Origin of the sequence: Actinomadura scrupuli (assembly GCF_050971785.1) — a bacterium.
In the GTDB taxonomy this organism is placed as follows: Bacteria; Actinomycetota; Actinomycetes; order Streptosporangiales; family Streptosporangiaceae; genus Actinomadura_E; species Actinomadura_E scrupuli.
Window position 1 is genome coordinate 1 of the sequence record NZ_JBPCCU010000005.1, and the last position, 12,211, is coordinate 12,211.

The following is a 12,211-nucleotide window of genomic DNA, read 5'->3' on the forward strand; positions in this document are numbered from 1 at the left end:
GCCCTTCAGCGCCGATGGTACTGCACGGGAGACTGTGTGGGAGAGTAGGACACCGCCGGACACACCCTCACGAACGGCCCCCACCACACCGGTGGGGGCCGTTCGCATTCCCACACCAATACCCCCACACCATTTCCGCTTCGCAGCGGTCATATGTCTCAGGCTTTCATGCGGAGGGCTGTTCCAGGGCCTGGAGGTACTCGGCGGCCTGGGGCAGTTCTTCTTCGCTGAAGACCTTGATGCCGTGCCGGGTCAGCAGGGCGGTGGTGACGCCCGCTCCGCCCACGGAGACACCGGCGAAGTCCCCGTCGTAGATCCGGTGGTTGCCACAGGAAGGGCTGCCCTCCTTCAGGATGGCCATCCGTACGCCGTTGCGCCGCGCGGTTTCGTACGCCAGCGTGGCGCCCCGTACGAAGAACTCGGTGACGTCGGCGCCGGCGGCGGTGCGGACCTGCGCGGCACCGTTGAGCACGGCCGCGCCGTCCAGCGGAGCCGCCGTCCCGGCGGCCGGCCGGGTCCCGATCTCCGCGGGCGGGCGGGGGACGGGCAGGCCACCGGAGATCTCCGGGCAGAACGCTACTAGCCGGCCCTCCCGCCGCCAGCGAGCGAGCAACTCGTCGTCGACGTCCTTGGCGCGGCCGTCGTAGCGCACGGCATGGCCCAGCAGGCAGGCGCTGACGAGGATCCGTTCCATCCCTCCAGGCTAGTCCGCCAGGCCAATCCCCGTGATCGAGCCCACGGCCACCGCCGGGGGAGGGGGCGTTGGGGAAGGCTTGACCGCACTGGCCACAACAGGTCTTGCATGCCCCAGGGCACCCGGCGAATAGTGGAGGAATCCGCAACCACCGGGAGTCCGTGATGGTTCTGCTAGGTCGTCCACTGCCGGAGGCGCCGCCCCGGCACCGCCGGCGCGGCTCGGTCGTGGTGTCCTGGCTGACGACGACCGACCACAAGGTGATCGGCTATCTGTATCTGATCACTTCGTTCGTCTTCTTCCTGCTGGCCGGGGTGATGGCGATGGTGATCAGGGGAGAGCTGGCCCGCCCCGGCCTGCAGATCGTCAGCCGTGAGCAGTACAACCAGCTGTTCACCATGCACGGCACGGTGATGCTGCTGCTCTTCGCGACCCCGCTGTTCGTCGGCTTCACCAACGTGATCATGCCTTTGCAGATCGGCTCGCCGGATGTGGCGTTCCCGCGCCTCAACATGTTCAGCTACTGGCTGTTCCTGTTCGGCGGCCTGATCGTCTTCATGTCGTTCATCACCCCGGGTGGGGCCGCGAGCTTCGGGTGGACCGCCTATGCCCCGTTGAGCAGGGCCGCGGCCTCTCCGGGGATCGGCGGTGACCTCTGGATCATGGGCCTGGTGCTGTCCGGTTTCGGGACGATCCTGGGCGGCGTCAACTTCACCACGACGATCATCGGGATGCGGGCCCCCGGGATGACGATGTTTCGGATGCCGATCTTCACGTGGAACGCCCTGCTCACCAGCGTCCTCGTCCTGCTGGCGTTCCCGGTGCTCGCCGCGGCGCTGCTGGTCCTGGAGTCGGACCGCAGGTTCGGTTCGCACGTCTTCGACGCGAGCGCCGGCGGTGCGATGACCTGGCAGCATCTGTTCTGGTTCTTCGGCCATCCCGAGGTGTACATCATCGCGTTGCCGTTCTTCGGGATCATCACCGAGGTCATCCCGGTCTTCAGCCGTAAGCCGTTGTTCGGGTACATCGGAATGGTCGGGGCGACCATCGGGATCGCCGGCCTGTCGATGGCGGTGTGGGCCCACCACATGTTCGCCACCGGGAAGGTGATGCTGCCGTTCTTCGCCTTCATGACCTATCTGATCGCTGTGCCGACCGGGGTGAAGTTCTTCAACTGGATCGGCTCGATGTGGCGGGGCAAGCTCAGTTTCGAGTCGCCCATGCTCTTCTCCATCGGGTTCCTGGTGACGTTCCTGTTCGGTGGCCTGACGGGCGTCATCCTGGCGTCACCGCCGCTGGACTTCCACCTGAACGACTCGTACTTCGTGGTCGCGCACTTCCACTACGTGGTCTTCGGCACGGTCGTCTTCGCGATGTTCGCGGGCTTCTATTTCTGGTGGCCGAAGTTCACCGGGAAGATGCTCAACGACCGGCTCGGCAAGGTCCATTTCTGGACGCTGTTCATCGGGTTCCACACGACGTTCCTGGTCCAGCACTGGCTGGGTGCCGAGGGCATGCCGCGTCGCTACGCCGACTACTCCACGGAGTTCTCTGGGCTCAACCTGCTGTCCAGCATCGGGGCCGGGATCCTGGGGCTCTCGACGCTGTTCTTCATGTACAACGTGTACCGGACCGCGCGGCGGGCGCCCCGGGTCGCCGTCGACGACCCCTGGGGCTTCGGAAACTCGCTCGAGTGGGCGACCTCCTGCCCGCCGCCGCGGCACAACTTCAAGGCCATTCCACGCATCCGGTCCGAACGGCCGGCCTTCGACCTGCACTACCCGCGCAAGCCGCTGGAGGAGTCCTCGACCTGAGCCCCGGTCAGCCGTTCTGCTTCCGGAAGCGGTCCACGGCGAACTGGGCGGCGCGTACGGCCCCGCCCGGCGTGAACCGCATGCCCCGCCAGGCGACGCGCCCGGAGGCCGGGGCGACGATGAGCGCGTGGTTCTTGTCGATGCCGCGCATGATGTCGCGGGCCAGTTTCTCGGGCGTGTAGAACTTCGGTGAGGACTGCTGGATGTCGGAGGTGGCGTCGCCGCTCATGGTGGTCTGCGGCAGGCCCGGGTTGACGTTGGTGAGCAGCGGGGTGTCGACGAAGCCCGGGCAGATCACGCTGACCTTGACCCCGCGGCCCGCGGCCTCCGCGCGGAGCCCCAGCGAGAGGCCGACGACGGCGTGCTTGGTGGCGGTGTACGGGATCCCCATCGGCATCGGCACCAGGCCGGCCAGCGACGCGGTGTTGACGATGTGCCCGCCGCCCTGCTCCAGCATGATCGGGTAGGCGGCGTGGACGCCGTGCACCACGCCCTTGAGGTTGATGTCGATGGCGCGGTTCCAGTGGTCGAGGGTGAGTTCCTCGGCCAGGCCGCCGATGGCGATGCCCGCGTTGTTGAACACCAGGTCGAGCCGGCCATGGTCGGTCTTGACCGACTGGTAGAGCCCGGCCACCGCCTCGGCGTCCCGTACGTCCAGGGTCGTGGCGAAGGCCTTGCCCGGCCCGACCGAGTTGAGCTTCTCGGCCACCCGTTCGGTGCCCTCGGTGTTCACGTCCGACACGATCACGGTGTCGCCCCTGGCCACCAGGGAGGTGGCGATGGCCCGGCCGATGCCGGACGCGCCACCGGTCACGATCGCAATGCTCATGCTTCGCGCCTCTTCCTCGCCGCCAGGGCAGCTATTGGACGGGAGATCGAATGAACGGAGTCTACTAGCGAGTAATCCCGGCCGTGCGGGGTCCCCCGCTTCTCCTACGCGGCTTTCCGGGCGGCCCGGGGCTTGGGCTCGTCCCAGATGCCGAGCGCGCGCCAGACCTGCCTGCTGGCCGGGGTGAGGATCTCCAGTTCCGCGGCGAGGTCACGGATCTTGGCGACGCAGTTGCGGATCTCCTCCTTGGCCAGGTCGTTGCGGTAGGCGTCCCGGACGACCTCCTTGGGGATGCCGAAGTGGCGGACCATCGGGCCGGGCGGGGAGAGCATGATCCGGGCCATCACGCCGAGGATGATCGGGGTGGCGATGCCGAGGGTCCGGCGGCGCAGCGGGTGGAGCCTGGGCACCCGGTGCTTGAGGTAGTGCCGGGCGAACGAGATGTGCCGGGCCTCCTCGGCGATGTGGATCTTCATGATCGTCTCTTCCAGCGGATGCTTGATCTGGCCATCCTTGATGGTCTTGCGCTGGACGTAGTCGATCGGGTCCTCGCCGCCGAGCACGAAGACGAAGAACAGCTCGGTGCTCAGCCGGGGGATCATCGGGGCGAGCTGGGCGACCGCGTTGAGCGCCTTGGGCATGCCGCGGACCGGCAGGCCGGTCCGGTTCACGAACTCCTGGAACATCATCCCGTGATGACACTCCTCGGTCGTCTCGTGGTAGACGTACCGGAACTCCGGGCGGCCGTTGGGCAGCTTGTAGGCGTAGGTCAGCAGGCCCCGCTTGAGCAGGTTCTCGAACTGCAAACCGATCTTCATGGCGGTGGCGACCCGCCAGAGCCCGATCTGGGCCTGGATCTCGACCGGCTGGGACCGGTACCACTCGGTGGACCCGAGCCTGTCGGTCGACGGCAGGATCCAGCGCGGGTCGTTCTTGTCGACCGTGAACTCGGGGTCGTCCCAGGGGATGTCCGCGTACGCCTCCCAGTGCTTGTCGACCGAGGCCTTGTTGAGGCGGTCGATGACGCTCAGGTAGGACTTGCGGTCGGTGATCTTCTCTCGGACCTCGTCGGCGAGATCCGGCGGGACGGTCCGTGGGCTGGTCCGGGGGGTGGTCATCACGAGACTCCTTTGTCGGCCTGGGCGGAGCTGTCGTTGTGCGAGATGAGCAGGGCGGCGAAGTTCTTCAGCTGGGTCATCACCGCGGCCTGATGGCCGTGCGCGTCGTGGTCCAGCGAGTTCTGCAGGGAGAGCCCGACCAGCAGCGCGAACAGTGCGCGGATCGTGGTGTCGACGAGCTCCTCGGGCAGGGTCTCGGGGAACAGCTCCTCGAAGACCTCGCGGACGATGCGTACGACCCGTTCGTTGAGGTCTGAGCTCAGGCCCCGCAGCGTCTCGTCGGTGCGTCCGGCCAGCGCGAGCTCCAGCAGCGCCATGGCCGGCGGCCGGCGGATGGTGTCCCAGAACAGGTCGAGCGCGCCGGCGACGTTGCGCCGGTCGTCGGGCAGCGCGTCGTACGCGTCGTGGTACTCCTCGCGCAGCTTGTCCAGCAGGTGCTCCAGCGCGGCCGCGACCAGCACCATCTTGGTGGGGTAGTGATGCTGCTGGGCGCCCCGGGACACTCCGGCGCGGCGGGACACCTCCGTGGTGGAGAGCCCCGCCCAGCCGAGGTCCGCGAGGGCGCCGGCCGTCGCGTTGAGCAGCCGGGTCTGGGTCTCCGACCGGCGCTGCTCCTGCGTACGGCGGCTGCCGCCGCGCCGGTGGTGATGCCTGCGACGTCCACTGATCGACACCCCTCGACGGTACGAGCGTCACATACAAGCAAGCAAGCCTGCTTGTATGTTGCACCCGTCACAGTCGCCCGCCGCGCGGGGCGTCCCGGCCGGATTTCACGCCGAAGCGTTCGTGTCGGATCGGACGGCCTCCACCGGTCGGCGGGTGGTGCGGCACTAGGGTTGCTCCATGCAGGTCACCCAGTCGGACAAGCTCGCCACCGTCGTCTACGACATCCGGGGGCCGGTGCTGAAGCGCGCCACGCAGCTGGAGGCGACGGGACACCGGATCCTCAAACTGCACATCGGCAATCCGGCGCCGTTCGGGTTCGAGGCACCGCCGGAGATCCTCCAGGACGTCATCCTCAACCTCCCGCAGGCGCACGGGTACAGCGACTCCAAGGGCATCCTCCCGGCCCGCCGCGCGGTCGTGCAGCACTACGAGGAGCAGGGGTTCGCCCGCCTGGACGTCGAGGACGTCTTCCTGGGCAACGGCGTCTCCGAGCTGATCACGATGACCCTGCAGGCGCTGCTCAACAACGGTGACGAGGTGCTGATCCCGGCTCCGGACTACCCGCTGTGGACGGCGTCGGTCTCGCTGTCCGGCGGCGTCCCGGTGCACTACCTGTGCGACGAGCAGGCCGGCTGGATGCCCGACCTGGCCGACATCGAGGCCAGGCTCACCCCGCGCACCCGCGCCCTGGTGATCATCAACCCGAACAACCCCACCGGTGCCGTCTACTCCCGCGAGCTGCTCGAGGACCTGGTCGAGCTGGCGCGCCGTCACAACCTGGTGCTGTTCTCCGACGAGATCTACGACCGGATCCTGTACGACGGCGCGGTGCACACCTCGGTGGCGCCGCTGGCCCCCGACATCCTGTGCCTGACCTTCTCCGGGCTGTCCAAGGCCTACCGGGTCTGCGGGTTCCGCTCCGGATGGATGGTGGTCACCGGCCCGAAGGAGCACGCCAAGTCCTACATCGAGGGCCTGGAGACGCTCGCGAACATGCGGCTGTGCCCGAACGTGCCCGGACAGTACGCGATCCAGGCGGCGCTCGGCGGGCACCAGACCATCAACCAGCTGATCCTCCCCGGCGGGCGGCTGCGGGAGCAGCGCGATCGGGCGGTGCAGTTGCTCAACGCGATCCCCGGGGTGAGCTGTGTGCGGCCGCAGGGGGCGCTGTACGTCTTCCCGCGGCTCGATCCCGAGGTCTACCGCATCGACGATGACGAGCGGTTCGTCCTCGACCTGCTGGAGCAGCAGCAGATCCTGGTCATGCAGGGCACCGGGTTCAACTGGCCGCACACCGACCACTTCCGGGTCGTCACCCTGCAGCACGCCGACGATCTCGAAGAGGCCATCGGCCGCATCGGGGAGTTCCTCGCCGCGCGCCGCTGACGGACGGGCCCGGGGCGCGGGCCCGGCGACGGCGCCGGCCGGTCAGGCGGGGGTGCCGCCGATCCGGCGGAGGGCGGCGCGGACGACCTCGGGGTCGGTGGTGGCCCAGAACGGCGGCAGCGAGGCCTTGAGGAAGCCGCCGTAGCGCGCCGTCACCAGGCGTGGGTCGAGGATGGCGACCACCCCGCGGTCGTCCATCGACCGCAGGAGCCGGCCGGCTCCCTGGGCGAGCAGCAGCGCCGCCTGGGTGGCCGCGACCGCCATGAAGCCGTTGCCGCCGTGCGCGGCGACCGCCCGCTGCCGGGCCGAGGAGACCGGGTCGTCCGGGCGCGGGAACGGGATGCGGTCCATGACGACGAGCCGCAGCGACGGGCCGGGCACGTCCACGCCCTGCCACAGCGACAGTGTGCCGAACAGGCAGGTCGGCTCCGACTCGGCGAACTGCTTGACCAGCTGGGAGGTGGAGTCGTCGCCCTGGCAGAGGATGGGATGGTCGACGCGGCCCGCCAGCTCGTCCGCCGCCTGCCTGGCCGCCCGCATCGACGAGAACAGGCCGAGGGTCCGGCCGCCCGCCGCCTGGATCAGCTCGGCGAGCTCGGTGAGGTACGCCTCCGCGAGCCCGTCACGGCCCGGCTGCGGCAGGTGCTTGGCGACGTAGAGGATCCCGGCCCTGGGGTGGTCGAACGGCGACCCCACGTCGATCCCCGACCAGACGAGCTCGTCGGCCTTCTCGCCGCCCCGCTCCTTCCGCCGCTTCGCGGACTCGCCGCCCCGTGCGTCGTCCCGCCGTCCGGGCTCCGTGTCGCGGTCGTCCCGCGTCGCGGTCGTACGGCTCGTGTCGTCGTCCGGCTGCGCGGTCGTACGGCTGACGTCCGCTGACGCGTCCTGGGCCGCCGGGCTGGGCCGCGTGCCGCTCTTGCCCGTGGTCGCGGTGCCACCGGGCTCCGTGCCGCCCTTCGGGACGGTGTTCAGCGGAGGCAGCCCCCACTGCCGGGCGAGCGGCTCGAACGACCCGCCCAGGGTGAGGGTGGCCGAGGTGAGCACGGTGGTGCGCTCGTTGAACAGGGTGGTGCGCAGCAGCCCGCCGACCGCGATCGGCGCGACGTACAGCGTGGGCGGGCGGGGCCGCCGGGTGTCCTGGGGAGCCGACACGCCGGTGGGAATGTACGGCTTCTCCAGCCACACCACGTCGTGGCGGGCGGCTATCTCGGCCTCGAAGGCCTCGATCAGCCGGCCGGCCGTGTCGTGCACGTCCTCGACCGCGGAGCGGGCCGCACGCCGGGCCGCGAGGTCCCCGGGGTCGCCGTCCTTGGGGTCGGGGCCCAGGGCGCCGACGCACGCGTGGGCGGCGTCGCGGACCACGGTCAGGGTGTTGGCGAGGCCGGGGGAGAGCACGTCCAGCCGGCCGGCGTTCTGGTCCTCCAGGAACAGGGCGAGGCTCTCCGCGGCGGCCTGCAGCCGGTCGGCCACGGCCTCCTCGATCAGGCGGCCGCAGCGTTTCGCGGCCGCCTCCACCCCGGGCGCGCTCAGGTCGTCGGTCGCCACCGAGGTGACCCGGTCGACCAGCTCGTGCGCCTCGTCGACGATCACGGCATCGTGCTCGGGCAGGACCTGGAACTCCTCCAGCGCGTCGATCGCCAGCAGCGCGTGGTTGGTGACGACGATGTGGGCGTCGCCCGCCTTGGCCCGGGCCAGCTCCGCGAAACAGGTGGTGCCGTACGGGCAGCGCTGGGCGCCCAGGCACTCCTTGGCGGTGACCGACACCTGGCGCCAGGCCTGCTCGCTGACCCCCGGGATCACCTCGTCCCGGTCGCCCGTCTCGGTCTCCTCGGCCCATTCGCTGAGCCGCTTGACCTGGCGGCCGAGCACCGAGAGCGCGTTCGGGTCGAACAGTCCCTCACCCTCGGGCTCCTCGGGGGCTCCGGTCTGCACCCGGTGCAGGCACAGGTAGTTGCGTCGGCCCTTGAGGATGGCGAACTCCAGCGGCCGGCCGAGCTGCGGCTCGAGCGCCTCGGCCAGCCGGGGCAGGTCGCGGTCCACCAGCTGGCGTTGCAGCGCGATCGTGGCCGTCGACACCACGACGGTCGCCTGTTCGGCGACGGCGTGCCGGATGGCCGGGATGAGGTAGGCGAGGGACTTGCCGGTGCCGGTGCCGGCCTGGACGGCCAGGTGCTCCCCGGTCTCGAAGGAGTGCTCGACCGCCTCCGCCATGGTGACCTGGCCGGGGCGCTCCGCACCCCCGATGGCCTGTACCGCGGTGGCCAGCAGGGTGGCCATGTCCGGTATGTCGGTGTCAGAGGTGTTCAGCAGGTCAGGAGCGGGCACCCGCAGAACGCTACCGCCCGTACGCCACCACTGAGTCCAGGACGGGCCAGGCGGTGCGCGGCCACCGTGAATCCACCGTGGTCTCCGGCCTGTTCCACCGTGTGCGCAGGGACGGCCGGCGCGGTTATCCACAGGCGCGAGGACGTCTGGTCACGGCCGGTCACCGGCTGTCAGGGTCGATGCCATGAGGAACCGAAGCGACCAGGAACCCCTGGTGATCCGCAGCCCGGAAGAAGCCGTCTCCGCCGTGCCGTACATGCTCGGCTTCCACCCCGAGGACAGTCTGGTCGTGCTGGGCTACGGCGGCCCGTACGGCGCCTGCGCGCTGCGCATCGACTTACCGCGCTCGGCGGCCGGGGCGGCGGAGGTCGCCGGGCACGCCGCGGGCATGCTGACGGCCAACGAGTTCCCCGCGGCGCTGCTGGTGGGCTACGGGCGGCATGACGACGTGGCGCCGCTGCTGACGGCGGCACGCGCGGCGATGGCCGGGCACGACATCGAGGTGCGCGAGGTGCTCCGGGTCGAGCGGGGCCGCTGGTGGTCCTATACCTGCTCCGGCCCGGAGTGCTGTCCCGCGGACGGGGCGCCGTTCGACATCCGGACGACCGTGGTGGCCGCCCAGGCCACGGTGGCCGGGCAGGTGGTGCTGGCCGACCGGGCGGAGCTCGCGCGCACGGTCGCGCCGCTCGGCGGGGCGGCGCGCGGATCCCTCCAGCAGGCCACCCGCCGGGCCGAGACCCGCCTCTACCGCCGGGCCGCTGACGAGCCGGACCCGGCGGGCCTGCGGGACCGCATGATCGAGGAGGGGCTGCCCCTGGTCCGGCGGCTCCTGGAGCGAGTCGCCGATCTGCCCGCGGGTGAGCCGACCGCACGGCTCACCGAGCTGCTCGGTGACGACGAGGTCGCGTGGCTCGGCCTGCTGCTCACCCATGTCCGGGTGCGCGACGAGGCATGGGTGCGGATAGACCCCGACCACGCGGAGGTCCACGTCGGGCTCTGGCGGCACGTGATGCGGCGGGTCGAGCGACGGTACGTTCCCGCCCCCGCGTGCCTGCTGGCCTACGCCGCCTTCATGGCCGGTGACGGTGGCCTGGCCAACGTCGCGCTCGACCGGGCCGTGGACGCCGATCCGGACTACTCCATGGCGCTGCTGCTCCGCGACCTGATGCAGCTGGGGGTGCCCCCGGACAAGGCCCGGCTGCGCATGTCACCCGAGTCGCTCGCCGAGGCCTGGGAGGGCCGGTTCGCCGCCGACGCTGAGGGCCCTCCCTGACGCCGGTGCACCGCGGGTGCACCGTGCGGCAGGCGACCATGCGGGGGGACCGTGCCGGGAGGGGCCGTGGCCGACGAGTCGTGGCCCCTCCTGACGGGGTGCGCGGCGGGTCAGCGCACCGATGCGCCCGGAGTGCCGGGGTCGATGCGGCGTTCGCGGTTGCGTTCGTTCCACGCGCGCATCCGCGCGGGATACCCGGTGATCTGCACGTCGTAGATGGGCATCCCGAGGTCGCGCGCGACCTTGCCGATCACTTTGGGGGAGCCCACGCGCCGCCGGGTCCACTCGCCGTCGGACGCGACCGCGACCGCGGTGGTGTCGGTGGCGAAGGTCTCCGGCTCGACGAAGAACTCCACGCCGGTGCGGCTGCGGGCGAACGCGATGAGCGATTCGATGTCGTCGCTGTTGGCCTCACGGTCCAGTCGGGTCACCGTGGCACCGCGCCACCGGCGAATCCCGAAGCGATCCCGGAACTGCATCGGCTGATCCTGTTCTTTGTGGCGCGGGGACATGCGCGAATATGACGATAACGCCGACGACCTTGACGAAGGTTCCCGACGTCCCCGCCATACCGGGCTTATACCGCCGGTCACCAGGGAAGATTCCGGTAGGAAGGGGGTGAAGATCATGTCGGGGGGACCGAAGATCTTACGAAAGTGGGCGGGAGGCATTGCGCTGGCGACGGCGGTCGCGGCGCTGAGCCAGATGGGGGGACGGCATGGGGACGCGCCGGCGACGCCCGCCGAGGCGAAGCCGCTGCCCGAGCACCGGACCGGGCCGCAGGGCGCTCCCGCGCAGGCTGCGGCCGTGCGGGGGGCCGCCGCGCCGACGCCGCGCGCCGGGGTCCCGGCGCCCGCCGCACCGCGGCCCGGCGCCGCGCCGCCGCGGGCGATCGACTGCCGCAAGGTCAAGTGCGTCGCGCTGACGTTCGACGACGGACCGATCCCGGGCACCGCGAAGCTGCTGGGCATCCTCAAGGCGCATCAGGCCCGGGCGACCTTTTTCTTGATTGGGCAGCAAGTAGCTAAATATCCCGAAATGGTCCGTCGTGAGGTCGCCGAGGGGCACCAGATCGGCAACCACACCTGGGACCATTCCGACCTGTCGAAGCTGTCCGACGGTGCGCTGGAGTCGCAGATCTCCTGGACCCAGGACGCCCTGAAGAAGGCCTCCGGAGGGGTGACGCCGGTGCTGTTGCGGCCGCCATACGGCAGCACCAACACCCGGGTCGCGGCGATGGCCCGCAAGTACAGGCTGGCGCAGCTGACGTGGGCCGTCGATCCGATCGACTGGAAGGACCACGACTCGGCGAAGGTCGAGCGCCGGGTGGTGGACGGCACACAGCAGGACTACGTCATCCTCATGCACGACATCCAGCCGTCGACCGTCGACGCCGTGCCGAAGATTCTGGACCAGCTGAAGGCGAAGGGCTTCAACTTCGTCACGGTGGCCGAGCTCTTCGGTGCCACGCCGCCCGTCCCTGGCGAGCTGTACACCAAATTCCCGGGGACGGCTCAGGGTCTTCCCTGATACCGGTGCGGTTCGGTGCGGGAGACCATGAAAAGTATGAATCCCACGGAACTCAGGGTCTCCGACGCCGAACGCGAACCCGTCATCGACCGTCTTCAGCAGGCGTACGCGGAGGGGCGGCTCGACGATGGCGAGCTGGATCTGCGGATCCAGCTCGCCATGACGGCCAAGACCCGGGGCGACCTGGCGGCGGTCACGTACGACCTGCAGCCGCCGGCGTCGCACCCGCGACCGCACGACTCGACGTCGTTCAGCGGGCCGGTCACCGGTGAGGACCGGATGCTGGCCGCTCTCGCCCACGCCTCCGGCTACGTCACGACCTTCGTCGGCCCGCTGCTCTTCCTGCTGCTCAGCGGCAAACGGTCGGAGTACGTCCGGCGGCACGCCGCCGAGGCGCTCAACTTCCAGCTCACCGTGCTGATGGTGGTCATGGTGACCTTCGGGGTGGGGGCGTTGCTGTACGCGGTGACGTGGATCCTCGCGCTGGTCGCGGGGATCGCCGGGCTGAGCGGCCAGATGTTCCGCTATCCCTTCACTCTCCGGCTGGTCCGCTGACCGGAGGGACGCCGAGCCACC

At 70.2% G+C, this 12,211-nt stretch carries 11 protein-coding genes; 5 read left to right on the forward strand and 6 right to left on the reverse strand.

Features of this window, described 5'->3' with window-relative positions; genetic code table 11:
• Window positions 1-166: 166 nt before the first annotated feature.
• A complete protein-coding gene (locus tag ACRYCC_RS22625) occupies window positions 167-694 on the reverse strand; it encodes a 2-thiouracil desulfurase family protein (RefSeq protein ID WP_433815060.1) in 528 nt (175 codons plus the stop codon).
• A 164-nt stretch (window positions 695-858) separates the two neighbouring features.
• On the opposite strand from ACRYCC_RS22625, the gene ctaD reads away from it, so the two are divergent.
• On the forward strand, window positions 859-2,508 hold the full coding sequence (ctaD, locus tag ACRYCC_RS22630) for an aa3-type cytochrome oxidase subunit I (RefSeq protein WP_433815062.1): 1,650 nt from the start codon (window positions 859-861) through the stop codon (window positions 2,506-2,508).
• A 7-nt stretch (window positions 2,509-2,515) separates the two neighbouring features.
• Here ctaD and ACRYCC_RS22635 read toward each other — a convergent pair whose 3' ends face one another.
• The 3 genes from ACRYCC_RS22635 to ACRYCC_RS22645 all read right to left on the reverse strand — a co-directional run bounded on the left by ACRYCC_RS22635 (window position 2,516) and on the right by ACRYCC_RS22645 (window position 5,129).
• Complete coding sequence (locus tag ACRYCC_RS22635) at window positions 2,516-3,337, reverse strand: SDR family NAD(P)-dependent oxidoreductase (protein ID WP_433815064.1); 822 nt, start codon at window positions 3,335-3,337, stop codon at window positions 2,516-2,518.
• A gap of 104 nt (window positions 3,338-3,441) precedes the next feature.
• Complete coding sequence (locus ACRYCC_RS22640) at window positions 3,442-4,455, reverse strand: AurF N-oxygenase family protein (protein WP_433815066.1); 1,014 nt, start codon at window positions 4,453-4,455, stop codon at window positions 3,442-3,444.
• Entirely contained in the window at window positions 4,455-5,129 is a 675-nt protein-coding gene (locus ACRYCC_RS22645; protein ID WP_433815068.1) for a TetR/AcrR family transcriptional regulator, read from the reverse strand. Before ACRYCC_RS22645 ends, ACRYCC_RS22640 begins: the two co-directional genes overlap by 1 nt.
• Window positions 5,130-5,298: 169 nt before the next feature.
• Here ACRYCC_RS22645 and ACRYCC_RS22650 point away from each other — a divergent pair, with 169 nt between their 5' ends.
• The gene (locus ACRYCC_RS22650) at window positions 5,299-6,507 is read left to right on the forward strand and encodes a pyridoxal phosphate-dependent aminotransferase (RefSeq protein WP_433815070.1); all 1,209 of its coding nucleotides are present in this window, start codon (window positions 5,299-5,301) and stop codon (window positions 6,505-6,507) included.
• Window positions 6,508-6,549: 42 nt separating this feature from the next.
• Here the strand turns inward: ACRYCC_RS22650 and ACRYCC_RS22655 are convergent, their stop codons facing one another.
• A complete protein-coding gene (locus ACRYCC_RS22655; protein WP_433816034.1) occupies window positions 6,550-8,784 on the reverse strand; it encodes an ATP-dependent DNA helicase in 2,235 nt (744 codons plus the stop codon).
• Window positions 8,785-9,016: 232 nt separating this feature from the next.
• Between ACRYCC_RS22655 and ACRYCC_RS22660 the strand changes: the two genes are divergently transcribed.
• Complete coding sequence (locus tag ACRYCC_RS22660) at window positions 9,017-10,105, forward strand: DUF4192 domain-containing protein (RefSeq protein WP_433815072.1); 1,089 nt, start codon at window positions 9,017-9,019, stop codon at window positions 10,103-10,105.
• Window positions 10,106-10,215: 110 nt separating this feature from the next.
• On the opposite strand, the gene ACRYCC_RS22665 is transcribed toward ACRYCC_RS22660, so the two are convergent.
• Entirely contained in the window at window positions 10,216-10,584 is a 369-nt protein-coding gene (locus ACRYCC_RS22665) for a hypothetical protein (RefSeq protein ID WP_433815074.1), read from the reverse strand.
• A gap of 31 nt (window positions 10,585-10,615) precedes the next feature.
• Here ACRYCC_RS22665 and ACRYCC_RS22670 point away from each other — a divergent pair, with 31 nt between their 5' ends.
• Together ACRYCC_RS22670 and ACRYCC_RS22675 are read left to right on the forward strand one after the other, a co-directional pair.
• Entirely contained in the window at window positions 10,616-11,635 is a 1,020-nt protein-coding gene (locus tag ACRYCC_RS22670) for a polysaccharide deacetylase family protein (RefSeq protein ID WP_433815076.1), read from the forward strand.
• Between the two features lie 36 nt (window positions 11,636-11,671).
• Complete coding sequence (locus tag ACRYCC_RS22675; RefSeq protein ID WP_433815077.1) at window positions 11,672-12,190, forward strand: DUF1707 and DUF4870 domain-containing protein; 519 nt, start codon at window positions 11,672-11,674, stop codon at window positions 12,188-12,190.
• Window positions 12,191-12,211: the final 21 nt, after the last annotated feature.

Bases quoted from the DNA above. Each gene is read 5' to 3' on its own strand.
- ACRYCC_RS22625 (WP_433815060.1), bottom strand. From the start codon at position 694: ATGGAACGGATCCTCGTCAGCGCCTGCCTGCTGGGCCATGCCGTGCGC.
- ctaD (WP_433815062.1), top strand. From the start codon at position 859: ATGGTTCTGCTAGGTCGTCCACTGCCGGAGGCGCCGCCCCGGCACCGC.
- ACRYCC_RS22635 (WP_433815064.1), bottom strand. From the start codon at position 3,337: ATGAGCATTGCGATCGTGACCGGTGGCGCGTCCGGCATCGGCCGGGCC.
- ACRYCC_RS22640 (WP_433815066.1), bottom strand. From the start codon at position 4,455: ATGACCACCCCCCGGACCAGCCCACGGACCGTCCCGCCGGATCTCGCC.
- ACRYCC_RS22650 (WP_433815070.1), top strand. From the start codon at position 5,299: ATGCAGGTCACCCAGTCGGACAAGCTCGCCACCGTCGTCTACGACATC.
- ACRYCC_RS22655 (WP_433816034.1), bottom strand. From the start codon at position 8,784: ATGGCCACCCTGCTGGCCACCGCGGTACAGGCCATCGGGGGTGCGGAG.
- ACRYCC_RS22660 (WP_433815072.1), top strand. From the start codon at position 9,017: ATGAGGAACCGAAGCGACCAGGAACCCCTGGTGATCCGCAGCCCGGAA.
- ACRYCC_RS22665 (WP_433815074.1), bottom strand. From the start codon at position 10,584: ATGCAGTTCCGGGATCGCTTCGGGATTCGCCGGTGGCGCGGTGCCACG.
- ACRYCC_RS22670 (WP_433815076.1), top strand. From the start codon at position 10,616: ATGCGCGAATATGACGATAACGCCGACGACCTTGACGAAGGTTCCCGA.
- ACRYCC_RS22675 (WP_433815077.1), top strand. From the start codon at position 11,672: ATGAATCCCACGGAACTCAGGGTCTCCGACGCCGAACGCGAACCCGTC.